The sequence below is a fragment of the Klebsiella sp. RHBSTW-00215 genome, assembly GCF_014103785.1.
Taxonomy (GTDB): Bacteria; Pseudomonadota; Gammaproteobacteria; order Enterobacterales; family Enterobacteriaceae; genus Klebsiella.
In genome coordinates, this window is sequence record NZ_JABXQS010000001.1 from 2,761,397 (window position 1) to 2,785,963 (window position 24,567).

Below are 24,567 nucleotides of genomic sequence, written 5' to 3' on the forward strand. Positions count from 1 at the left end.
GGCATGAAACTGATGACAAACCGGCTTCAGATATTATGCTCGCATTTCTGCCGAGCGGCGGCTAACGCCTTGCACGGCCTACAAATACCAAGATATCATCAGGTTCCGAATTTTTGTAGGCCCGGTAAGGTATTAGCCGCCACCGGGCATTTTCGCTGAATCAGAACTTCCAGGAGACGCTGCCGACGATGCTGCGTTCCGCACCAAAGTAGCAGTAGGAGAGCGAGTTACAGGCCGCGATATAGCTCTTATCCGTCAGGTTATTGACGTTCAGCTGCGCGCTGAGGCCTTTAATCCCTACCTTCGACAGGTCATAGCCAACCGTCATATCCACTAGCGTATAGGACGGCAGGGTATGCGTATTCAGGCGATCGCTGGTGATCCCATTAACATAGCGCACGCCGGAACCGAGCGTCAGGCCATCCAGCGGGCCGCTTTTCACATCGTAGCTTAGCCAGGCGCTGGCCTGGTTGCGCGGGGCGTAAACGGCGCGCTTGCCTTGCTCTTCCGGACTGCTTTTCTTATAGCGGATGTCGGTGTAGGTATAGGCGGCCTGCAGACGGAAGCTGTCCGTCAGCTGGCTGATGGCTTCCAGCTCCACCCCTTTCGACTCAATTTCGCCAATCGAACGATACGGATCGGTCGGCTCTTCTTTGGTGGCGATATTGGTCTGGTTGATGCGGAATACCGAGGCGCTGAACTGGCTGTTCATCCCTTCCGGCTCATACTTCAGCCCGGCTTCCCACTGCTTGCCTTTCATCGGATCCAGTATGTTGCCGTTTTCATCGGCGAAGCTGGTCGGCGTAAAGGCGGTGGAGTAGCTGATGTACGGTGCAAAACCACTATCGAACAGATACATCAGCGCGGCGCGGCTACTGAAGTTGTTCTTATCCAGATCGCTACGAGAATTGTTGAGCTTGTCGATATTAGAAACGCTCACCTGATCGTAGCGCCCGCCGAGCGTGAAGCGCCAGCGATCCCAGGACATCTGATCCTGCAAATAGTAACCGGTCTGGCGCAGCTTATGTTTTTCACGGCTGTACATGGTGATGTAATCCGGCTTCGCGCCGTAGACTGGGTTAAAAGCGTTGATGGCCGGGAATGCACCGTAATAACCGGTGGTGTCGTTGCTACGATCCTGGTAGTCAATGCCCATCAGCAGGCGATGGTTCACCGCCCAGGTATCGACGCTGCCATCAAGCTGGTTATCCAGCGTAATGGCATTCATCTTCTCGTCTGAGCCGGAATAACCTCGGTTCAGATCGGTTTCATTCAACCAGCCCGCAGCATAGACCTGATTTAGCTCGACTTTAGTATGCAGATAACGCAGCTTTTGCCGTACCGACCAGCCGCTATCAAACATATGCTCGAAGTTATAGCCGACCATATTTTCACGGCGGTCATACTTGTCATAATCATCTTCACCTTCGAAGAAGGTGTTGGCGATTTTCTTGCCGTCATGCGGGACCACGGTGCCTTCATAGGGAAGGCCTGAGTGGCTGCCGCCCTCCGGGTCGCGATGCAGGTAGGCCATTAAATCAAGACGCGTCTGGTCGGTGATGCGCCAGGTCAGGCTGGGCATAATCGCGTAGCGTTGCTCTTTTAAGGTGTCAAACTGGGAGTCTGCATAGCGAGTCATCCCGCTTAACCGCGCCGCCACCCGGTCGTTATCGTCCAGCGCGCCAGTGACATCAAACGCTGCTCCGCGCTGGTTGTTATTACCGCCGAACAGTTTGATTTCTCCGCCGGGATCGAATGAAGGTTTACGCGAGGTGAGGGCGACGATACCGCCTGGCGAGGAGCGACCGTAAAGCACCGAAGCCGGACCGCGAACCACTTCGATATTTTCCAGGAACCACGGATCGACCACCAGGGAGCTGTGCGAGTTGGTGTCGCCCATCATCTTCAGGCCATCGAGATAGACGTTATCCAGACTGCCGTCAGAGAAGCCGCGCAGGACGATATAGTCAAAGCGGTTGGAAGCGCCAATCTGGTTGCTGTAAACCCCAGGCGTATAGCTCACGGCCTGACGTACGCTGATCGCTCCCTGCTCTTCAAACTGCTCGCGAGTGATGATAGAGACCGACTGCGGGGTCTCAATATCCGGGGTGGCAATTTTGGTCGCGCCGCTCTGCATCTGCGAAGTGACCACAATGGTTTCGTTTTTAGCGGTTTCCTGAGCCAGCAGCGGGAAGGCGACGCTGCCGGTCACCCATCCTACCAATAGCGCCAGGCGAGTTTTCGCAAACATGAACATCTCCAAAGGCATTTCTAATTGTTAATAAGAATTATTACCTTTTTGATGCTTTCTATAGCTATGCGAAATGCCAGGATACGTATGCGCGCTGCCAAAGCGTCTAAGTATTCTTCGCGAAAATGTGAAAAATGCATTACCCCGTCTTTTGTACGTCACAGGGCGAGATGCCGTAGCGCCGACGAAAGGCGGTAGAGAAGTTGGTGGCGTGCTGATAACCCGACATCCATGCCGCCTGCTGCACGCTATATCCTTCAAGCAAATAGCCTCTTGCCCGCTCAAGGCGGCAGTCGCGCAGATAGTCGAAGACTGAACAGCCGTAGGCGTGACGAAACTTGCTGCGTAAGCTGCTGGAGCTCATCGCCGCCCGCTGGGCCAGCTCATTGAGGGTGTAGTCGTTCTCCGGAGATTGTTCCAGCAGGCGGCGAACTCTCTCCAGCCGCTGCTGCTCGCCGCCTGCCGGGGCGATGTGTTTAGCGCTTTCATCCTGGCACACGCTCAGACCATGGCCGAACAGCTGCAAAATGAGCCCTTCCAGCATCAGCTGGCGGGAAACGCCCCCGAGCGTGCTCTGCTGCGCATATTGCAAGCCGCTCAGCAGAAAGCCCGGTATCTGCCAGATAAGCGTTGGCGTCTGGCATCTTTCCCATTCGCGCATCAATGAATCGAGCAGACCATCGCGCCATGCGCCATCAGGATACAACCCCAGAGATAGCGTCCGTAGCCTGCTGTCGGCATCGTGGCGGGCGCTCATCGCCTGGTGTTCGCTAAGCCGCGAGGTGAACGCCATCCCGGAGCGTACGAGATGCTGTTCTCCGTTCAGGGTCAGGTCGACGCAGCCCTCCAGCACCACCAGCATATATAGCGGACTGCTATGGCGGGAGGTCGTCTCATAAGGTTGCAGCACATGAACATCAGAATGGGTAACGCACATTCCGCACGGCAGCGTCATCTCTTCCACTTCCCCTCGCAGCACGAGGCTGGCGTGCGGCGCCTGCGGTTTTTGCTGCTGCTGCGGGAAACGGTAGTCGATACCGTAACGTTCGCCAAAGTCCATAAACTCGCTGACGGAGAAGGTTTTTCTCAGCACCGAGCGGGCAGGTTCATTCTGCGGAGTCATATTGTTCATGCGGTTTTTGGCACTGAGGCAGGGTGTCATTGGGTGGAGCAACTTTATCACTGCGTGCGCAGTGCGACAATAATGATGAGAATCATTATCAATATTTGCTTTACGTATTGCCGTTACGGGAAGGGGGACCGCACGGGGAGTCTACCCGCACGGTTTGATAAGGGGTCAGGCGTCGACGTTGTCCAGCGGCCAGGAGTCAAACAGGTAGCCGTCGAAGAAAATATCATCGACGTTGGAGAACTCCAGCAGGCGACGTTTGACGTTTTCCAGATGCTGCCACATGGCGAGCTTTGCCGCGCGGGCGTCTTTTTTGATTAATGCTGCAAGGATCCGTTTATGATCGACCAGCCACTCCTGACGATAGTGGGTGTCCCCGAGGTGGCGATGCAGCTGGATCCACATGGGATTGTTTTCCCGCCACTGCCATGACTGACGAAATAGCTCCACCAGCATACTGTTGTGTGTGGCTTCGGCGATCGCCAAATGGAACTGCATATCGCCGCTTTCTGAACTCTCCGGCGCGCTGCTGGCCAGTTCTTGCTCCTCCAGCTGTAAAGCCTGGCGCATTTTGCTGATATCTTCCCGAGTTGCCTGCAGCGCGGCAAATTCAGCGATATTGCTTTCCAGTAGCTGGCGCGCTTGCAGCAGTTCAAACGGACCGGCATCATCGCAATGGCTGGCGTCGGCGCTCTCAGCAACCCCTTCCTCGGCGCTATTGTCGAGCACGTAGATCCCGGCACCGCGGCGGACTTCTACCAGTCCTTTAATTTCCAGCATGATCAGCGCTTCACGCACCACCGTGCGGGTCACGTCTAACATCTCGGCGATCTCTCGCTCCGGCGGTAAACGATCGCCAGGGTTGTACGGCGTTTGTACGATCAGATCGCGAATCATCGCGCCGACTTCCTGATAGGGTCTGTGCTGAGAAGTTTGTGATTTCATGGTGTTATGCAGTGGCATGCGATGGTGTGGTGGCTGACTATAGCATTTGAGTGACGGGTTAGCATCTCTCACGCCTTAGATACGCAAAACAGGTCAACCAAATTTTCATTGAGTTGACCTGCGATTTAGAGAGATTAGACGGCGGTTCTTAATGCCGCGACGCACTCACGCGCGCCCCATTTACACAGCTTGTGATAAGCCTGCGTAACGGCTTCGACGAAGTCACTGTTCTCCGGCAGATCCTGGGCAAAAATCCCGCTTAAGGCCAGCAGGGCGGTGACGCGCTCGGCGCCCTGGTAACGCGAGTTAATTTGCTGAATATCGGTCAGTAAAGGGTCCACTACATCGATAGGTTGCCCTTGCTCATCAACCCCCTGGGTGTAGCGCATCCAGCCCGCCACGCCGAGCGCAAGATGACGCCAGTCGCTACCGTTGCGCAAATGCAGGCGTACCGGATCCAGCAGGCGCTGCGGTAGCTTCTGGCTACCGTCCATCGCAATCTGCCAGGTACGGTGGCGCAGAGAAGGGTTACTGAACCGGGCGATTAGCAGCGTGGCATAAGCCTGTAGATCGGTGCCTTCCGGCATGGATAGCGTTGGAGCCTGTTCCTGCATCATCAGGGCAAAGGCTGCTTTTTGATACGCCGGGTTGCCCATGGTGTCGGCGATGGTTTCATAGCCGTCGAGATAGCCAAGATACGCAAGGAATGAGTGGCTACCGTTGAGCATCCGCAGCTTCATCATTTCAAACGGCACCACGTCTGCCACAAACTGCGCCCCAACCAGGTCCCACTCAGGGCGGCCGTTGACGAAGTTGTCTTCGATTACCCACTGGCGGAACGGTTCGCAGGCAATAGCGCACGGATCGTAGACCCCAAGCTGGTCGGCAATCTCCTGCAACGTTTCAGGGGTTGCCGCGGGCACGATGCGGTCAACCATAGTGCATGGGAAGGTGGCATGAGCTTCAATCCACGCCGCCAGCTCTGGGTCTCTGGCCTGCGCCAGGCCCAGCACCGCGACTTTCGCCACATGGCCATTCTCCCGCACGTTGTCGCAGGACATCACCGTAAACGCCGCCAGCCCTTGTTCGCGACGCAGGCGCAGGGCTTCGACGATGTAGCCAATGGCGGATTTCGGCGTGGCCGGGTTGGCGAGGTCGTGCTGAATTAGCGGGTTGTTGAGATCCAGCTGACCGCTGGCGGCATCGGTGCAGTAACCTTTTTCTGTCACCGTTAGTGAGACGATCGCCGTTTGCGGGCGCGCCATCGCGTTCAGAATACCGTCGCAGCCGTCAATCTCCGGGTGCAGCGCTTCTTTCATCGAACCGATAATCTTCAGCTCAGTGCGCTCGGCGCCTTTTTCCGCCACGGTATACAGCAACTGTTGGTTTTTCAGATTCTCAATCAGCAGGCGGTCGTTGCCCGGCATCAGGTTGACTTCGCAGATGCCCCAGTCGCTATCGCTGGTTTCCAGCAGATGGTGGGTGTAAAGCGCCTGATGTGCGCGGTGAAACGCGCCGCAGCCCAGATGAACGATACGGGATTGCAGGCGAGAACGATCCCACGCAGGGCGTGTAACCGGCAGGTTGCTGTCGGCAAGGGTTGCAGTCATAGCAAACTCCAGAGTGGGTCGCAAAACGCGACCGAAGGGGGAGAAGGGCGGGACGCTCGGCCCCGCCAGTCAGGATCAGCGGCTAAAGAAGGCGCGCTGAATTGCCAGCTCGACGCCGCGGACTTCAGCCAGCCCTTTCAGGCGACCAATCGCGGAGTAGCCAGGGTTGGTTTTCTTTTTCAGGTCGTCAAGCATCTGGTGGCCGTGGTCAGGGCGCATCGGGATGAGATCCTCTTTGCCTTCCGCTTTACGACGATGCTCTTCTTCAACGATGGCCTTCACCACTTCATACATGTCGACGTCGCCGTGCAGATGCGCCGCTTCATGGAAGGTTTTCGGGTTATCTTCGCGCAGGGTGGAGCGCAGATGGGTGAAGTAAATGCGCGGGCCGAACTGCTTAATCATATCAACCAGGTCGTTGTCGGCGCGCACGCCGTAGGAGCCGGTACACATGGTGAAGCCGTTTGCCATGCTGTTGACCGTATCGACCATCCACTGCATATCTTCTACGGTAGAGACGATGCGCGGCAGGCCGAGAATCGGGCGCGGTGGATCGTCCGGATGCACTGCCATGCGGACGCCAGCCTCTTCGGCAACGGGAATAATCGCCTTCAGGAAGACGGCAAAATTCTCGCGCAGCGCGGCTTTATCGATATCTTTATAGGTCGCCAGGTGTTGACGGAACTGGTCGAGGGTATAACCCTCTTCGGCACCCGGCAGGCCCGCGATGATATTTCGGGTCAGGCGCGCTTTATCTTCATCGCTTATGGTGGCGAAGCGCTGGTTTGCCTGGGCGATTTCTTCGGCGGTGTAATCCGCTTGTGCGCCCGGACGCTTGAGGATATGCAGCTCGAAGGCGGCAAACTCAATCTGATCGAAACGCAGCGCTTTGGATCCATCCGGCAGGACGTATTCCAGGTCGGTACGGGTCCAGTCGAGAACCGGCATAAAGTTGTAGCACACGGTACGAATGCCGCACTGAGCCAGGTTGCGCAGGCTCTGCTGATAGTTGGCTATCCACTGTGCATAGTTGCCTGAGTGGGTTTTGATCTCTTCGTGAATCGGTACGCTTTCGACCACCGACCAGACCAGGCCTGCCTCTTCTACGATGGCTTTGCGCTTGAGGATCTCTTCAACCGACCACACCTCGCCGTTCGGAATATGGTGTAGAGCGGTGACAACGCCAGTCGCCCCCGCCTGACGGACGTCAGCTAAAGTGACCGGATCGTTAGGGCCATACCAGCGCCATGTCTGTTCCATGCTTAACCTCTTTCACGTTGTTGACCCGCTTCAGGCCACTGCTTTGGTTGGATTGTCGGTTCCCTGAAACCACATGAAAACCGGGGAGACCGGACGATATGGTGCATAAATTCCTCTAATTTGTCATACATGTCAACCATAAAAGCAAAATTGGTTAACCAAATCACATGGGAGCAGGTTTTAAGGCGTGTTAACGGGAAGACAGGGCGGCGAGTGACAATTTTTCTTTGCGTAAATGTCTCTGACAGGGGTCAGGCGAGTGGTAATGGTTTACCAATTTAGTCACGTCTCAACCACATAATGGAGTTCGGTGGATACTGTTGGCCCAAGGGAAGTGTCACCGATAAAAGCAGCAAGTTGATATGTTTCTTTTTGTTTAGTAAACAATGTGTTTTTATATTTTTGTTTATGTGATCTTTATCACTAATGCGTATTAACAAGCTTCAAATAACGGATTTTTCACATAGGATAATGGGCATTAATAATTGTTTAGTAAACGGCGAATGAACGCTTGCTGAGGTGATAGAATGTTAAGTATGGGACTGGATATTGGCGGGACGAAAACAGAAGCAGTTATCCTCGATGCTCAGGGTAATGTCTTGTTATCAAAGCGAAGAAGTACGGTGAAATCTGACTATCAGGGATTTCTGACATCGCTGGTCGATTTTATTCAGGATGTTAAATCTTCTTTTTCGGTCCCGATCAGCGTCGGTTTATGCCTGCCGGGAACAGAAGATGTTGATACCCGGCTCATCAAAAACTCCAATATCGTGGTCCTTAACCAACGACCGCTGATTCAGGATCTGGAACAGGCGTTGGGTCATCCCGTCGCGTGGGACAATGACGCCAACTGCTTTACATTATCAGAGTCGACGGATGGTGCGGGCGCACAGGTGGGGATTGTGTTTGGCGCGATTCTGGGAACCGGCTGCGGCGGCGGGCTTTCAATGAATAAAATGCTCTGGCGAGGACGCAACGGTAACGCCGGAGAGTGGGGGCATAATCCGCTTCCTCACTATGATCCGCTGCGGGATGGTGCTGGCGTAAAATGCTATTGCGGGCAGCTAAACTGCACGGAGTCTTTTATTTCGGGGTCGGGGCTGGCACGGCAATATAATCTGATTGACGGCAATACTCTGGATGCAAAAGCCATTTTTTCGCTTATTGATCAATGCGATTCTGATGCAACCGCTTTGTTCCGGCTATTTAAAGATCAGCTGGCGAGGGCGTTAGCATCGGTTATCAATATCTACGATCCTGATATTGTGGTGGTTGGCGGCGGGCTTTCGCGCATTCCGGAGATATTTACTGACCTGACTCAGGCTGTGGAAAAGTATATTTTCAATACGCAATGCACCACGCCAATTGTCCCGGCGATGCATGGCGATAGCAGCGGCGTCCGCGGCGCGGCATGGCTGGGACGCGATGCGGCATTGAGGGCAAGCGTCAGTACAGAATAGTTTTCAATGATACGAGCTCTTGCTAACTCATTCATTCTCCTGAACAAAAATGCAACATGAAGTATGATAGCGGTAACCGTAAATAAGGGGTAGGTCAGGCATGTTGAAGACAGTCAGGGTGAGGGATATCGCGCAGAAAGCGGGTGTATCGGTAGGGGCGGTGTCGCGGGCGTTGAACCATCGGCCTGGGCTGAGCGAAGAAACCCGGCTGCGGGTGATGCAGATAGCGCAGGAGATGGGATATGACTTCTCCAGACTTCGCGATGAGAAAATTAAAAAAATTCTCTTCATACTCCACCGCCAGCATAACACCGCCAGTGCGATGAACTTCTACTCACCCGTCCTGTTGGCCGTTGAAGATGCCTGCCGGGAATACAATATTGCGCTCAGCTTTTTGGCGATGGGGCCGACGGATAATGTGACCCAACAGGTACGGCAGCATTCCCCCGATGCTCTCCTGTGCGTTGGCTTTATAGAGCCGGAGCTGATGGCGGAATTAAGAAAATTACCGCAGCCGATGGTGTTGGTTGATCACGCGATCCCCGGCATGGTCAGTATCAATCCTGATAATTACCAGGGTGGGATAGTGCTGACGCAGCATCTGATTGAAAAGGGGTATCATCGTATCGCCTTTCTGGCCAGCAGCCTTGCACATTACAGTATTCGCCAGCGTGAGAAAGGATACCGACAGGCGCTGTTTGAGGCTGGCATGCTGATGTCTCCTCAATATGAGGTGACGGCGCCCGCGCTGACGGAACTTACACCCTCTTTGGAATATGCGCTGGATGAACTGATGGCGCTACCCGAACCGCCTGATGCCCTGTTTTGTTACAACGATGCGGCGGCTATCGTGGCGATGAATTATTGCCATCAAAATGGGATAAGGGTGCCAGAGGATCTGGCTATCGTCGGCTTCGATGATATTGATTTGTCCAGCCACCTGACGCCCGCGCTGACCACAATAGCCATTGATAAAGAGTCATTAGGCAAGCGGGCCGTGGAAGAGCTTATTTGTCGCTCGAGTGCAGATAATATTTTACTGCCCGTGCAGCTCAGGCTGAGAAATAGCGCGTAAAGGCAATTTTTTGTTAGCGAACGCAGAGAATAAAAGAAAACTGATACCCGGAGAGCATGGTTTTTGTACTCGTCGCGATTCCTTTGAGATCACATTTTCCAGTTTTGATTATTCCCATCCATGCTCTCTCTGTTATCATTCACATTGAATATACCTTTCAACTCTCACCGAGGCTTTGATGCTGGAGAATGTAATCATTAGATAATCAGCTTCCCGACCTTCTCAGGCCGGACTGGTTATCGCTGCGCTTAAACTTTACGCGAACACTTTTGGGTGTTGGCTCGTTTTTACGCATGATGATTAACAGGTTTCTTCAGTATGAATCTATCCCGTCAGGAACAACGTACCTTACACGTTCTCGCTAAAGGTGGTCGGATCGCGCACGTTCGCGATACTTCAGGCCGCGTGACCTCTGTTGAATGCTACAGCCGAGAAGGGCTTCTGCTCACCGACTGTACGCTCGCCGTTTTCAAAAAACTCAAAACCAAAAAGCTGATCAAGTCCGTCAATGGGCAGCCCTACCGCATCAATACCACCGGACTGAACAACGTCCGCGCCCAACTGGATAATCGCTAAGGAGCATCTGATGACAAACCACAACTTCACTTTTCATATCACTACCGAAGGTGACGCCGGTGATATTTGCGAGGTCGAAACCCGAGCGTTCGGCTTTAGCAAAGAGGCCGACTTAGTTGCCGATTTGCTCAACGATGAGAGCGCTTGCCCGAGGTTATCTCTGCTGGCCAGACATAATGGAAAAGCGGTTGGGCATATTTTGTTCACCCGGGCGACATTCAAAGGAGAGTCTGACTCCCCGATGATGCATATCCTTGCCCCCCTGGCGGTAATACCAGAATACCAGGGCATGGGGGTTGGCGGATGGCTTATCCAAAGCGGTATTGAGCATCTGAAGGCGATGGGGAGCCTGGCGGTATTCGTTCTGGGGCATGCCACTTATTACCCGCGGCATGGCTTTGAACCTTGCGCCGGGGATAAAGGCTATCCGGCCCCTTATCCCATCCCGGAGGAACATAAAGCCTGCTGGATGCTGCAACTGCTTTCGGCCCAACTGCTGGAGAGAACGGGTCAGATACAGTGCGCTCGTGCGTTGATGAAACCCGAGCATTGGCGCGAGTAATCAATAAGGAAATGATAATGACTATTGGCACGATTATTACCGGTTCCGGACACATGGCGTTGTTATCCGGGGAGCGCAAAATCCCCTGGGATGAACCGGCTTTTAGCCAGCGTATGCTGGAGAACCATCTTTCACAGGACCACGACTGGGCCAGCCGCAGGCAGGTGGTTATTGAACAGCAGGTGGCGTGGATTGCCGGGCAGTTACCTGCAGGCGCTCGCATTCTGGATCTTGGCTGCGGGCCGGGTTTTTACACCCGTCTGCTGGCTGAACGCGGTTTTTGCTGTACGGGCGTGGATTTTTCTCCGGCCTCGATCGCCTGGGCCCGGCAGCAGGCGCAGACCGCCGAGCTGAATATTGATTATCAGCAGCAGGATGTACGCGCCTACGAGCCGGGAGAACAGTTTGATTTCATCATGATGACCTTTGGTGAACTGAACGTGTTCAGCGCGGCAGATGCCCGCTCGCTGATTAACCGCTGTGCGCAGTGGCTGACCCCGGGGGGAAAACTGCTTATTGAGGTTCATACTTTTGATGAAGTTAAACGTCAGGGAATGGCGGAACCCGGTTGGCAGCGCTGTCCGCAGGGGCTGTTTCTTGCCACGCCGCATCTGCTGCTGACGGAGCACGCCTGGGAGTCGGCAGCGCAAACCAGCTCAACGCTGTTTATGGCAATCGAAGAGAACGGCAACGTGACGCGCTTCGGCAGCCAAATGACGGCCTGGCAGGATGAAGAGTACCTCGACTTGCTGCGCACGGCAGGTTTTACCACGATTATCCGCCCGGATAGGGCGGAATGGCCGGTCAGCGAGACCTTTGAAGGCAAGCTATATGCGCTACTGGCGGAAAAAAATGAACCCAATTCTCTTACTTCAAACTCAATAAAAGGAATTCCAACATTGGATATCCCACGTATTTTTACCATCAGTGAAAGTGCTCACCGCATCCATAATCCATTTACGCCGGAAAAATATGCCACGCTGGGCCGCGTGTTACGTATGAAGCCAGGGATCCGGATACTCGACCTCGGCAGCGGTTCGGGAGAAATGCTCTGTACCTGGGCTCGCGACCACGGTATTAGCGGTATGGGTGTCGATATGAGCGCGCTATTTAGCCAGCAGGCCAAACAGCGGGCGCAAGAACTTGGCGTTGCCGACAGCGTTGATTTTATCCATCAGGATGCTGCCGGTTATGTCGCCGATGAAAAATGCGATATCGCAGCCTGCGTGGGCGCCACCTGGATTGGCGGCGGCGTGGCCGGAACTATTGAACTGTTGAGTAAAAGCCTCAACCCTGGCGGCATGCTGCTGATCGGCGAGCCGTACTGGCGTCAGGTTCCGGCAACGGAAGAGATTGCGCAAGCTTGTGGCGTCTCTTCGCTTTCGGACTTTCTCGCTCTTCCCGAACTGGTTTCCTCTTTCGAAAAGCTTGGCTACGATCTTGTGGAGATGGTGCTGGCCGATCAAGAGGGCTGGGATCGCTACGAAGCGGCTAAGTGGCTCACCCTGCGCCGCTGGTTAGAGGAAAATCCGCACGATAACTTTGCGCCAGAAGCCCGGGCTGAGCTGACGATAGCGCCAAAACGCCATGTAACGTATACACGTGAATATTTTGGCTGGGGCGTGTTTGCACTGATCAAGCGTTAGGATGAAATACCCGGCATAGCGGAAGGCTATGCCGGGTTCAGAATATCTCAAATCCGTAGAAGGCGAGTAAAAGTTAATCGTCTTCTGATTCTGGTAGGTTAACCTATTCAGTTTTATGGGGCCATGTAGAACCCGGAATATGAGCCGTTTAAAAATATTCCAATGGAATTTTATTCAAGTAAATACAATGTGGTTATGATTTTCATCATATGGAATACAATGAGGCGCTTGATATATGGGCGATAAAGTACAGGCTTAAGCTTACATCCTCTATATAAATTTACTTGATATTAATTGATATTATTATATTTAGATCTATTTTCTAATATACACGATGGTATATATGAGTCCCAACCATTGCATTGTATAAATTTTTTAAGTTGTCTGGTGTTTAGACAATCGGTTTTTTCCAGACATCGTGATATTCTTTTTTCAATTGCCTTTAGTGACACATTTTCTATGCTGGCGATTTCTTTTTGCGTCTTATTACAACTGAGTAAAAATATAGTTCTCCATTCAACATCGCTAAATAATGATGTCGGTGAGGATGATGTAACCATCAACTCGTTGAGTGAAAATTCGTTGTTGCTAAACACATGTGAATGAACATCATTTATAAATGCCGGTGTTATTTGTAGTAAAACCAGATTTACTTTGTCTGTTTCCACTGATAATGGGTGGAAATGAAAAAGAGATATATTCCAGTTCCCCTCCACGACATAAGCTTCTGCTTTGACAATTCTTTTCTTTAGTTCAATAGCCTGAGATACCGAACTTAATAAATTGATGCCATTTGATTCATTAAGATATGAAAACATATCATGTTTGGTAATGTTTATATTCTCAATGTTAAAGAGTCCTTTAAAAGCTTCATTATAAGAACTTAATGTAGTCTTTCCACTTACATCAACAACTGCCCACGGATCGCTACTATTATTCAGCAAGTCAGATAATTTGAAACGATGCATAGTATAGCCTCATCAATCTGGATTTTGGTGAAGCAAACCTACAACGTTCAAATCATAAAATTAACACTTAACGCTAAATATATAAATTATACAGAATTAATGACTGATTATTATAAATAAAATAGATTTAAATGTCGAAAAAACACTGTGTGTTACAGCCTGGTACGTCATGATTTTAACCTACTACAAATAAACAGAGGCGAGAAGTTATTGATGAATAGCATCTGTTGTTTGTCGATTTGCTCAATTTTTATAAGAAAAACATTTCCGGGTGAAGATAAAAAAAGTGGTTGAAAATCTCCAGGGATGGCGTCCCTCGAGTTCATTGTTTTGATTAAGTTAAATCTAAATATAGAAGTGGCTTTATTATATCTGAATAAATAAATTTGAGATATGTCAAGAATTTTTGCTTTCGAGTGTATCTTTCCATTTATTGCAAAGGAGACTTCATCAGATGATACTGGAGAAACATGTATAAATAATTTGCCGATATAATCGTCATTGTATACGTTTAAAATACCACTACACTCAGGGATCTCTCTTTTGTGAAAATAAAGATAGGCCGATAAGATAAAAAATAAAGTTGCTAGTGATGTAAGTGCTACACTAATTTTATGATATTTAAGTCTAATTTTTTTGAACATAGAAATTATTGCAATTTGTTGTTGGTTGTTTAGTGTGGTTATTATTACAAATATAATAAAAAGATGTTCTGGTGCCCCATTGTACAACGGGGCTTAAAGCATAATTATCATAATAATAAATAATGTGTGGAGTAGTGCAAATTTTATGAAGGTTAATTTTGCTAATGCTTAAGAGGTATGATACATCGATATCATCCTCATCGACTTCATAGTATGAGCTAATAAATTCAATTTTGCAACTTCCAACTAATCCAATAGTGGTTGTATTGGTATTGTTAAGATAATAATTGTTCTTATAAAAATATACGGAAGATATGATTGAACATAGCAAAAGAAAACCAGAAGAAAACAAAAAAATTAATGATGTAGACGGTTTTTTTTCTAATTTTATATCTGATGTAGCGCTGTTGCTTAATGAATTTGCTTTATTTATTTCCGTTACATCAGCATTGAAGATAATGCCTTCTCTGACTTTAGTTTCAATGATGCTCTCAATGCCATAGTTAAAGAAAGATTTCCTCAAAAATGAAATGACATTGTTTAAGTTATGCATCGACGGTGTCAACCCGTGTTTGCCCCAGACTTCATCCAGAATCAACTCCTTGGGTACTAGAATATTTTTGTTTTTCACTAAAAAAAACAAAGTGCGATTTTGTACTGGTGAAAGAGACATTTTTTCAATTAAATCGTAAGCATGTTCCAATGAAGCATCTTCTGGATTGTAAATTAATGACGAGTTAATTATAAACACTTCGCTTCCTTATGACGACTATAAAGAAAGATGGCATGCTGTGAAAAATAAAATCAGATACCGATTTAACAATGCTGATTATCACATGTCCATACAGCACTTTCAATGTCTCAAAAATAATAAATTGTAAATTAACTCTATAAAGTCAGGTGTGGAAAAAGTAGGGTTTTACCCCATTTAAATAAAGGGATTTTATGAACATAATTCTTAACGCTGGCCGTATGACTGGTGAGTATAGGGAGGAGTAGAATATCTATCAAGGTTATCACTCAAATTAATCTCGTTAATACCTTAGTTAGAAATAACGATCTACCGCTTTTTCAATCAATATCGAATTAACTATTCGTAAACAGAAAAACCAAGGAAATTTTATGAAATTCAAATCACTGGCATTAGTTATGACTTCTGCACTGGCTCTGACTTCTGCTGCAGCATTCGCGGCGACCACCACCGTGAACGGCGGCACAGTACACTTCAAAGGTGAACTGGTCAACGCCGCCTGCGCGGTTGATGCGGGTTCTGTGGATCAGACTGTTCAACTGGGTCAGTACCGTACTGCCAAACTTGCTGCTGCCGGTGACGTTAGCCAGAACGTCGGCTTCAACATCCAGCTGAATGACTGTGACACTACCGTAGCGACAACTGCAAAAGTGGCATTTGCTGGTGTAGCGGCTAACGCAGCTAACCCAACCGTGCTTTCTGTTGCTTCTTCTGCAGCAGGCGGCGCCACTAACGTGGGTATCCAGATCCTGGACTCCAAAAGCGTACCGCTGGGTCTTGATGGCGCAACCTTCAGCACCGCTGTGACTCTGAAAGACGGCGTGAATATTCTGCCGTTCCAGGCGCGTTACTACGCTCTGGGTGCAACCACTGCGGGTGTGGCTAACGCCGATGCCACTTTTGCTGTTCAGTACGAATAATTACCACACCACGGTAATGACAGGATGTCATACAGGGCCACGGAAGGCCTGTCCTTAAACGGAATGACAGGGTGAGATAATGCGTTCGCTGATAGTGAGTCTGCTGTTTCTTCTGCCTCCGGCGCTGGAAGCCGGCGAACACTGGGAGACCATGCTACCCGGAGGAGCCATGAGATTTCAAGGGGAGCTGCTCGCGGAAGCCTGCAGCGTGGAAATTTCTGACCGTTCCCTCACCGTGAATATGGGGCAAATCCGGACAAATATGCTGCATGCTCCGGGTGAAGATACCGACCCGGTTGAGTTTGATATTCATCTTCGGGACTGTAACCGGAACGTCAGCCAGTATGTCGGGGTGGCTTTCAACGGTGTTGCTGACGGTAAAAACCCTGATGTTATTTCGATCGGTGAAGGTACTGGCATTGCACAGGATATTGGTGTGGCTATTTTTGATGCCTCCAATACGCTTATTCCGCTCAACAGCCCGCCAAGGCGTGTTGCGTCTGTTGTGAACGGAGAAACCATATTGCATTTTGTCGCGAAGTATCGGGCAACAGGACATCATGTTATGGGAGGAAAAGCGGATGCACAGGCGTGGTTTTCTCTGACATACGAATAACAAAAATAGCATGTACTGCAAGTTTATATATTTTTAGCCATAAAGAGGGTCTGAGGTGAAGAAGAAAACTGGAATATCCCGCAGGTTGCTGGCTGGAGTGATGCTGCTGACTTGTGCAGGCCTCTCATTGCAAGCAGAAGCGGCTGTGGCACTTGGCGCCACCAGAGTCATATATCCTGCAGGTCAGAAACAGGTTCAGCTCGCAGTAACAAATAACGATGAAAAGAGCACATTCCTGATTCAGTCCTGGGTGGAAAATTCAGCGGGGCAGAAAGATGGCCGTTTTGTTATTACGCCACCTCTGTTTTCAATGCAGGGGAAAAAAGAAAATACTCTTCGGATTATCGATGCGACAAGTAATCAGCTTCCACGCGACAGGGAAAGTTTATTCTGGCTGAGTGTGAAAGCTATCCCGGCAATGGATAAATCAAAGACGAATGATAATGTCCTGCAATTGGCTATTATCAGTCGGATCAAACTTTATTACCGCCCCTCCGGTCTTTCAGTCGCGCCAGAAAAAGTGGCGGAGTCCCTGCGCTTCAGACGCCAGGCAGGAAAGTTGACCATCAGTAACCCCACGCCTTATTACGCCACAGTGACGGAATTGAATGCCGGTACGCGCAAACTGAATAATGCACTGGTTCCACCTCTGAGCGAGGCTTCAGTGGATCTGCCTGCGGATGCCGGCAGTCAGATTACCTACAGGACGATTAATGACTACGGTGCGCTTACGCCCAAAATAACTGCCCAGAACTAGTAAGGGCCACAAGTCTGTTCTGCATCACGGATTAACTACGGATCCTCTGTCAGCTGATTACCGGCGAATATATTCGAGCCGGAGGGAATATGTCACATCTGATATCTGAAAAAGGGTTAAAAACCCCGGGAAAAAGGACGCTCTCCGGATATAAATCTGGCTGCTGTTTTACCTTTATTCCACTTGCCTTACTGATTGCGGCAAATATTCCGTCAGCCCGGGGCGAGCTTTATTTTAATCCCCGGTTTCTGGCTGATGACCCGGCCGCAGTGGCGGATCTTTCAGCTTTTGAAAAAGGCCAGGAGGCTCCAGCAGGAACCTACCGGGTAGATATCTATCTCAATGATGGTTATATGACTACGCGTGATATCCGGTTTATGGCCAGTGAGAAGGACCACAGTTTGTCTCCCTGCCTGACCCGGGGGCAACTTAGTGGAATGGGGGTCAACACCCTGTCCATTCCCGGCATGTCTGTGCTGGCAGCAGATGCCTGTACTCCGCTTTCCACTTTGATACCAGATGCAACCGTTCGCTTTGATGTTGGACTGCAGCGCCTGTATATGACCATTCCGCAGGTATACATGGATAGCCGGGCTCGCGGCTATATATCACCTGAATTATGGGATCCGGGCATTAATGCCGGGATACTGAATTATAGCCTGACGGGAAATAATGCTCGCAGCAAAAACGGCGTCACCAGTAATTATACTTATCTGAATCTGCAGAGCGGTCTGAATTTTGGAGCCTGGCGCCTGCGAGATAACACCACATGGAGCTATAGTTCTGGCACGGTTCATGAGAATCGTTGGGAGCATGTTAATACTTATGCTGAGCGTGACATCGTGGCGTTACGTTCGCGCCTTACGCTCGGCGACCGGTATACTGACGGTGATATCTTTGACAGCATAAACTTCCGCGGCGCACGGGTTGCCTCGGACGATAATATGTTGCCGGACAGCCAGAAAGGTTTTGCCCCTGTTATCCGGGGTATCGCCCGCGGCACGGCGTCAGTGTCAATTAAACAGAACGGGTATGAAATTTACCGGAGTACCGTTCCACCCGGTCCCTTTGTGATTAATGACCTGTATGCGAATGGCAGCAGCGGTGACCTGCAGGTCACCGTGAAAGAAGCGGACGGCACCACACAAGTTTTCAGTGTGCCTTACTCTTCAGTGCCATTGCTCCAGCGTGAAGGCCATACCCGCTATGCGCTGACCGCAGGGGATTATCGCTCCGGTAACCGACTGCAGGAGCATCCGGGTTTTTTCCAGGGAACCGCGATGCGGGGTCTGGCAGGCGGATGGACCGTGTATGGCGGAACGCAACTGGCTGCCCGCTACCGGGCATTTAACGTCGGTGTCGGGAAAAATATGGGGGTGCTGGGGGCGGTGTCGCTTGACATCACTCAGGCAAATTCGCAGCTTCCTGATGATACTGACCACCAGGGACAATCTCTGCGTTTTTTGTATAACAAGTCGCTGAATGAACTGGGCACAAATATTCAACTGGTGGGGTACCGGTATTCCACGGAAGGATTTTTTACCCTTGCAGACACGGCATACAAACGGATGTCCGGCTATAACGTTGTCACGCAGGATGGGATTATTCAGGTCAAACCCAAATTTACTGACTACTACAACCTGTCTTATAACAAGCGAGGGAAAGTCCAGCTCAGCGTGACCCAGCAGTTGGGAAGACAGTCCACCCTTTATATTAATGGTAGTCATCAGACGTATTGGGATACGAATAAATCAGACCAGCAATTACAGATTGGTCTGAATACCGTGGTGCAGGATATCACCTGGGGGCTCAGCTACAGTCTGAATAAAAATGCCTGGCAGGATAACAATGATCAGATGCTGGCGCTTAATGTCAATATTCCTTTCAGTCACTGGATGCGTTCCGATAGTCAGTCAGTCTGGCGACACGCCAGCGCCAGTTATAACGCGTCACATGATCTGCGCGGACGGGCAACCAATACAGCCGGACTCTACGGTACGTTACTGGAAGATAATAACCTGAGCTACAGCGTTCAGACCGGCTATGCCGGGGGCGGCCAGGGGACATCCGCGGCAACCGGGTATGCCGCGCTGAACTATCGCGGTGCCTATGGCAATACAAATGTGGGCTATAGCCATACCGATGGTTATCGCCAGCTTTATTACGGCCTCAGCGGTGGTGTCCTGGCTCATGCTAACGGGCTCACGCTCAGCCAGCCAATGAACGATACCGTTGTTCTGGTCAAAGCACCGGGCGCCGGTAATGTGAACATTCAGAACCAGACCGGGGTAAAAACGGACTGGCGTGGTTATGCCGTACTGCCCTATGCCTCAGATTACCGTGAAAACCGTGTTGCACTGGATACCAACACGCTCGCCGATAATGTTGATTTAGATGAAGCCGTGGTGAGCGTTGTTCCGACGCACGGGGCGGTTGTACGCGCCAGTTTTGAGCCCAGAGTGGGGCTGAAGGTACTGATGACTCTGTTGTTTAAAGGTAAACCGGTCCCCTTTGGTGCGGTTGTGACATCCGAAAAAAATAACAGCGGAAGCATCGTTGCTGATGGTGGTCAGGTTTATCTCACCGGTTTACCGCTTACCGGCCGACTCCTGGCAAGCTGGGGGGATACACCGGATGCACAGTGTCGCGTGGACTATACATTGCCTGAGGAAAGCCGAAACAAGGCGCTCAGTGAATATCGTGCGGAATGCCGCTGAGGAGATAATATGGCTGGTAAATTTAACCGGTTGTCTGCCGTTGTGCTGATATTGATGACGATGATCCCGGGCACTCTTCTGGCGGCAGACAGCACTATAACTATCAAGGGTAATATAAAAGATAATACCTGTGCTGTTGCTCCTTCATCCCAGTATATAACTGTTGACTTAATGAATAATGCGGTAAAGCAACTTTATGCTGTTGGAAAAGTTACTACACCGGAAATTCCTTTCAGTATTGAACTGGCTCCATGTGGCGCATCCGTTATTGCCGTTAAGGTCGGTTTTGTTGGAATAGCTAATGCATATAATTCCAGCTTGCTGGCGATAGATGCCGGAGGCACGGCGGCTTCAGGTGTTGGAATTCAAATCCTGGACAGTGATAAAAATCAGATTGCAATAAATGCGGAGAGCAGCGCCCTAAGCTGGACCCCGCTAACGGCAAGTACATCGAATACGCTTAATTTTTATGCACGATTAAAGGCGTCAAATATGCCTGTCGTTGCAGGATTAACGAACAGTACAGCAACATTTACTCTGGAATACCAGTAAACTGAGGTAATTATGCAGAGTGTGAAAATATACAATAATCTTTTAGTTGCATTTCTTTTTACATTCGTTAGCCCTGTATTTTCTGCTGATGTAACTATTACGGTCAACGGTAGCGTCGTGGCTAAACCCTGCACGGTGTCAACATCGGATGTCACTGTCTATTTAGGGGACTTGTATACGTTTAATTTATTATCAGCAGGTTCGTCTTCAGCGTGGCATGAAGTTTCACTTAACCTGACAAATTGCCCCGTTGGAACATCCGCAGTAACCGCAACTTTTTCAGGTAATGCTGATGCTACGGGATATTATAAAAATTTGGGGACCGCGACCAATATCCAGCTACAGCTGCAAGATTCTTCAGGTAATGATTTGAATAATGGTACGAAAACACAAGTGTCAGTTGATGATTCAACTTTATCTGCCAGCTTTCCTCTGCAGGTGAGGGCTCTATCCGTGAATGGTGGAGCTACGCAGGGAAGTATTGAATCTGTAATCAGTGTGACTTATACATATCAGTGAGGGGAAAATGCATTTAATATATTTCATGAGAGTCTTTATTATTGCATCAGTAGCCCAGCTGACATGGATTAATTGTGCCAGTGCATTTACCTGTTATGATGCTACAGGAAATACACTTAACAGTGGTGCAGTGACGGCTACAGCGAATGTGTATGTAAACCTTCAGCCGAGTGTAGCGGTAGGGCAAAACTTGGTTGTCGACCTTTCGTCTTCTATTTTTTGTCGTAATGATAATCCGAATACACGAAATGATAATGTCAGCATGCTGAAGGGATCGGCATATGGTGGAGTATTAACAAACTTTACCGGTACCATGAGATATTATGGTTCGAGCTATCCTTTTCCTCTAAATTCAGCTACCGGTACACATAATTTTACATCGGGAAGTTATACTCCGTGGAACACTCAGCTTTACTTGACACCTCTGACCTCAGCCGCCTCGGCTGCTGGAGGGATAGCGATCGAAAGCGGGACGATGTTTGCCTCTCTTGTCATGTATCAAGTAGGCTCTGATAAAACCAATGGTGGCAATGTCAGAACAGCAACTTTTACCTGGAATCTGTACGCCAATAACAGCGTTGTAGTTCCAACGGGCGGCTGCGATGTATCAGCACGCAACGTTGCAGTGACTCTCCCTGAGTATCCTGGAAGTGCGGTTGCTGTACCTCTGACAGTTCACTGTGGTTCTAATCAGAGTCTTTCTTTTTATCTATCTGGCAATACCGCAACCAGCAATGATATATTTCTCAATACCTATTCTGGAACCAGTACTGCTTCTGGGGTTGGTATACAATTGCTCCGCAATGGAAGCGCCATACCAGCAAACCAGAACGTCTCTTTGGGGACTGTTGGCACCTCATCGGTAAGTTTGGGACTGACGGCAAATTATGCTCGTACATCTGGTCAGGTTACAGCCGGTGGTGTTCAGTCAATTATTGGCGTAAATTTTGTTTATGATTAAGCAAACAAAAGTAGAATATTCGGTTGCTTATATTGTTTCCCCTTGCGCTATGGCGGCGGCTGGCCTGAAGGAATTGATAAATAATCAAGGGGTTGCGACTAAAATTATATTACTTAACGATGCGAGTATTGATACTACCCATTCTGAGGATGATGATGTAATTGATACTTCTGGTTTGTATGTATTTTATATACCTAAGGAATCTTTTTATTTCCTTTTGATGTTGATCTACATAGCTGAGAGAATAAAAAAAGTTCATCCAGATACTGATTTCGTTTTCATTAGTGGTGTGTCATGTTCCTGGCTTCATCAAAATATACTGCAAATGGCTGGTGGGGAAAAATTTGTTTTTAGTGCGAAGATTATCTCCTCAAAATTGAGTGTAAAACGTCTGGAACAATATTTTACTCGAGTGAGAGAGAACCTACCTTTCACCTCAAGAGATCGTTTCACTGTTAACAAAAGAGGAATGAGTAATGAAGGACTAACCCCACGCGAAACTGAAGTCCTTCTTGACCTGTTCAGCGGTACTGATACCGCGCTTGTTGAAAGAAACAGAAATGTAGCATCTAAAACTTTATACAATCAGAGAAAATCAGGGCTTAGGAAAATGGTTGAGAATTCTGCTGAACTTGCCGGGAAACTTCCGGGGGCATCAAAAAGATGGAAGGCAAGATTGGCTCAAACGGAAATGTCTTCTTATGAAAAAGACTTCGTAACCGGTATTGAGATGCAGGAGGTTTATCAGGTTTATCAACCAATTATAAATACCTTACGGGAAATTTGTGGCTTCGAAATACTCACTCGCTGGCGTCAAAAAGGATATGTAATCCCCCCGAATGAATTTATTCCAGATCTTAAGTCTGAAAGCGTCCTGTTGCTACTTACTGCTATGAGCCTCAAAAATGCCATCGATGGAATAAACAGGTATGAGGGAAAGTATTTTTTCTCTATTAATATACATCCAGATTTGATTGATTGCCCAGGTCTGGTTAACATGTGTATAGAAGCTTGTCGTCAGCTAAAAGATACTCGATGGAAAAGTCAGCTTGTACTTGAGTTTTCTGAAAAATCAGATTTTTATATATCACGTGATGTAGTGAATAATCTTAATATACTAAGTGGAATGGGCATGATTCTTTTTTTAGATGACTGTTTTTCCGAAGGGAGTGTTTTTTTTTCTGTCAGAAAATTCTCTTTTAAAGGGTATAAACTGGATAAAAGTATCATTGATGATGTTTTAACGAGTAAAGATGATATAGCATTAATTACATCTCTATCAGGATATTGCTCGATGACAGGAAGGCAATGCATTGCTGAAGGTGTGGAAGATGTTTTTACTTTCGAAAAGTTGAAGCGGCTTGGTGTCGAACTTTTTCAGGGGTATTTCTTTCATCAGCCAGCGAGCGAAGAGGAATTGGCTGCTCTTGTATTGAAATCTAACCAATTTAAATAATATTATAATGGACAGAATTCATTTATAATAAATGTTGACATAATTTAAAATGATAAAATTAACGGACTACTCAGGTAAAGTTGTGATAGTCAGAATAACTGAAATAAGAATGGTTCACAGCCATGGCGACAAATCACTTGTTTTTATAAAAGATATTCATGAACCTATAAAAGTTAATCATAGACTTGAAGAGATTGAAGGATTAATTCAGACGCAGAATGCAATAATGAATCTGGATGATAAATTCTGAAAATTAGTGCCAGATAACTGGCACTAATTTTTTGTATAGCGAATGGAGGCGTTATTTCTAGAATCTATACTTATTTATTCAGTTCGCTTTGTGCTTCAAGAAGCTCACTTTTAGCCTCTTGAAGTTTTTTCTCTTTTTTATTTATCTTATCAGCGTTACCAGTTTCTTTAGCTTGATTAAGTTCAGTCATTCTTTCGGTAACTTTTTGTTCTTTTTCAGAAATTTTGTTTTTTCTTTCTTGGGTTAGTTTTTCATCAGTGCAGTTTTGACGTAATTCGCGCAATGCTTTTTCCAGACCTGATATCCGGTGATTATTGCCATGTTTAGTTGCATAGTCAATTTGCTGCTGAATTTGTTGTTCTTTAGCTGCACAACCTTTTAACTCATTGGCCGCGTATGCGCCGAAAGATGAAAAAGCGCTGATGATTGTTAAGTAGGTAAGTGCTGTTTTTATCTTTTTCATGATATGTCCTTAATTTAATTGATGAACACTGAAGTCTTTTTCAGAGATTATATTTAAATATAAATCCCCACCTATTTCAATGCGTTGATTAGTCGTTTTGTTAAAATAGGATGAATCTGATGGGGCTGTTTTATGACTTTTAAAAATTGAATGCTGCTGATAATCAATACCACTTAAGTAGTGCAGGGAGGGTTTTATATGTACAGACACTCAACGACCATCATGTTATAATTATGACTCTTCGTAAAGGATTACAATATGCAAGCTTTGCTTTCATCATGTGCACTAGTCGCGATATCTTTTTCGGTGCTTCTGTTTTTTTATGCATTCTGGATTTTTCTTACAGAAGAGGATGTTCCTTTTGTAAATATCCTCGTTGCTCTCGCCCTAATCATTATCGCTTTTTATTGTCTTGTCTGGTATACGCTTATCACACTTAAAAGTGATGGTATTGATTTTTCTATTTTTTAAGAATTCTT

Annotated in this window: 22 protein-coding genes; 14 read left to right on the plus strand and 8 right to left on the minus strand. The window is 48.4% G+C overall.

The features are described 5' to 3' along the window. Positions 1 to 160 precede the first annotated feature (160 nt). From foxA to uxuA, 5 genes are all read right to left on the minus strand, one after another. Complete coding sequence (gene foxA / locus HV127_RS13095) at positions 161 to 2,269, minus strand: ferrioxamine B receptor FoxA (RefSeq protein WP_182236533.1); 2,109 nt, start codon at positions 2,267 to 2,269, stop codon at positions 161 to 163. 121 nt (positions 2,270 to 2,390) lie between these two features. Further along, a complete protein-coding gene (locus tag HV127_RS13100; RefSeq protein WP_182236535.1) occupies positions 2,391 to 3,383 on the minus strand; it encodes an AraC family transcriptional regulator in 993 nt (330 codons plus the stop codon). 165 nt (positions 3,384 to 3,548) lie between these two features. Further along, on the minus strand, positions 3,549 to 4,325 hold the full coding sequence (gene uxuR, locus HV127_RS13105; RefSeq protein WP_181483446.1) for a Uxu operon transcriptional regulator: 777 nt from the start codon (positions 4,323 to 4,325) through the stop codon (positions 3,549 to 3,551). 134 nt (positions 4,326 to 4,459) lie between these two features. Continuing rightward, positions 4,460 to 5,935 carry a fructuronate reductase gene (locus tag HV127_RS13110; RefSeq protein WP_182236537.1) on the minus strand — a complete coding sequence of 492 codons (1,476 nt, stop codon included), beginning with the start codon at positions 5,933 to 5,935 and terminating at the stop codon, positions 4,460 to 4,462. 75 nt (positions 5,936 to 6,010) lie between these two features. Beyond that, entirely contained in the window at positions 6,011 to 7,195 is a 1,185-nt protein-coding gene (uxuA, locus tag HV127_RS13115) for a mannonate dehydratase (protein ID WP_182236539.1), read from the minus strand. 527 nt (positions 7,196 to 7,722) lie between these two features. Between uxuA and HV127_RS13120 the strand changes: the two genes are divergently transcribed. The 5 genes from HV127_RS13120 to HV127_RS13140 all read left to right on the plus strand — a co-directional run bounded on the left by HV127_RS13120 (position 7,723) and on the right by HV127_RS13140 (position 12,514). Further along, complete coding sequence (locus tag HV127_RS13120; RefSeq protein WP_182236542.1) at positions 7,723 to 8,655, plus strand: ROK family protein; 933 nt, start codon at positions 7,723 to 7,725, stop codon at positions 8,653 to 8,655. 100 nt (positions 8,656 to 8,755) lie between these two features. Beyond that, positions 8,756 to 9,730, plus strand: a complete 975-nt coding sequence (locus HV127_RS13125; RefSeq protein ID WP_182236544.1) for a LacI family DNA-binding transcriptional regulator — start codon at positions 8,756 to 8,758, stop codon at positions 9,728 to 9,730. A 318-nt stretch (positions 9,731 to 10,048) separates the two neighbouring features. Then, entirely contained in the window at positions 10,049 to 10,306 is a 258-nt protein-coding gene (locus HV127_RS13130) for a YjhX family toxin (protein WP_110273875.1), read from the plus strand. 10 nt (positions 10,307 to 10,316) lie between these two features. Then, on the plus strand, positions 10,317 to 10,868 hold the full coding sequence (locus HV127_RS13135) for an N-acetyltransferase (RefSeq protein ID WP_182236546.1): 552 nt from the start codon (positions 10,317 to 10,319) through the stop codon (positions 10,866 to 10,868). 11 nt (positions 10,869 to 10,879) lie between these two features. Further along, a complete protein-coding gene (locus HV127_RS13140; protein WP_182236548.1) occupies positions 10,880 to 12,514 on the plus strand; it encodes a class I SAM-dependent methyltransferase in 1,635 nt (544 codons plus the stop codon). Positions 12,515 to 12,804: 290 nt separating this feature from the next. Here the strand turns inward: HV127_RS13140 and HV127_RS13145 are convergent, their stop codons facing one another. Beyond that, positions 12,805 to 13,482 carry a sigma-70 region 4 domain-containing protein gene (locus HV127_RS13145; protein ID WP_139541196.1) on the minus strand — a complete coding sequence of 226 codons (678 nt, stop codon included), beginning with the start codon at positions 13,480 to 13,482 and terminating at the stop codon, positions 12,805 to 12,807. Positions 13,483 to 14,109: 627 nt separating this feature from the next. Next, positions 14,110 to 14,877 carry a winged helix-turn-helix domain-containing protein gene (locus tag HV127_RS13150; protein ID WP_139541198.1) on the minus strand — a complete coding sequence of 256 codons (768 nt, stop codon included), beginning with the start codon at positions 14,875 to 14,877 and terminating at the stop codon, positions 14,110 to 14,112. A 371-nt stretch (positions 14,878 to 15,248) separates the two neighbouring features. Here HV127_RS13150 and fimA point away from each other — a divergent pair, with 371 nt between their 5' ends. The 8 genes from fimA (at position 15,249) to HV127_RS13190 (ending at position 23,375) form a co-directional block, all read left to right on the plus strand. After that, positions 15,249 to 15,797 carry a type 1 fimbrial major subunit FimA gene (fimA, locus tag HV127_RS13155; RefSeq protein WP_004099233.1) on the plus strand — a complete coding sequence of 183 codons (549 nt, stop codon included), beginning with the start codon at positions 15,249 to 15,251 and terminating at the stop codon, positions 15,795 to 15,797. A 79-nt stretch (positions 15,798 to 15,876) separates the two neighbouring features. Further along, positions 15,877 to 16,413: a fimbrial protein gene (locus tag HV127_RS13160; RefSeq protein ID WP_182236550.1), complete on the plus strand. Its 537-nt coding sequence runs from the start codon at positions 15,877 to 15,879 to the stop codon at positions 16,411 to 16,413. Positions 16,414 to 16,513: 100 nt separating this feature from the next. Beyond that, the gene (locus HV127_RS13165; protein WP_228727522.1) at positions 16,514 to 17,170 is read left to right on the plus strand and encodes a fimbria/pilus periplasmic chaperone; all 657 of its coding nucleotides are present in this window, start codon (positions 16,514 to 16,516) and stop codon (positions 17,168 to 17,170) included. 89 nt (positions 17,171 to 17,259) lie between these two features. Continuing rightward, complete coding sequence (locus tag HV127_RS13170; RefSeq protein ID WP_182236554.1) at positions 17,260 to 19,887, plus strand: fimbrial biogenesis usher protein; 2,628 nt, start codon at positions 17,260 to 17,262, stop codon at positions 19,885 to 19,887. 54 nt (positions 19,888 to 19,941) lie between these two features. Further along, entirely contained in the window at positions 19,942 to 20,439 is a 498-nt protein-coding gene (locus HV127_RS13175) for a fimbrial protein (protein WP_139541443.1), read from the plus strand. 12 nt (positions 20,440 to 20,451) lie between these two features. Then, the gene (locus tag HV127_RS13180) at positions 20,452 to 20,958 is read left to right on the plus strand and encodes a type 1 fimbrial protein (protein WP_139541202.1); all 507 of its coding nucleotides are present in this window, start codon (positions 20,452 to 20,454) and stop codon (positions 20,956 to 20,958) included. Positions 20,959 to 20,983: 25 nt separating this feature from the next. Beyond that, a complete protein-coding gene (locus HV127_RS13185) occupies positions 20,984 to 21,919 on the plus strand; it encodes a fimbrial protein (RefSeq protein ID WP_228727523.1) in 936 nt (311 codons plus the stop codon). Next, entirely contained in the window at positions 21,912 to 23,375 is a 1,464-nt protein-coding gene (locus tag HV127_RS13190; RefSeq protein WP_182236556.1) for an EAL domain-containing protein, read from the plus strand. Before HV127_RS13185 ends, HV127_RS13190 begins: the two co-directional genes overlap by 8 nt. A gap of 320 nt (positions 23,376 to 23,695) precedes the next feature. Here HV127_RS13190 and HV127_RS13195 read toward each other — a convergent pair whose 3' ends face one another. After that, positions 23,696 to 24,088 carry a DUF1090 domain-containing protein gene (locus tag HV127_RS13195; protein ID WP_182236558.1) on the minus strand — a complete coding sequence of 131 codons (393 nt, stop codon included), beginning with the start codon at positions 24,086 to 24,088 and terminating at the stop codon, positions 23,696 to 23,698. Positions 24,089 to 24,346: 258 nt separating this feature from the next. On the opposite strand from HV127_RS13195, the gene HV127_RS13200 reads away from it, so the two are divergent. Further along, positions 24,347 to 24,559 carry a hypothetical protein gene (locus HV127_RS13200; RefSeq protein WP_139541206.1) on the plus strand — a complete coding sequence of 71 codons (213 nt, stop codon included), beginning with the start codon at positions 24,347 to 24,349 and terminating at the stop codon, positions 24,557 to 24,559. Positions 24,560 to 24,567: the final 8 nt, after the last annotated feature.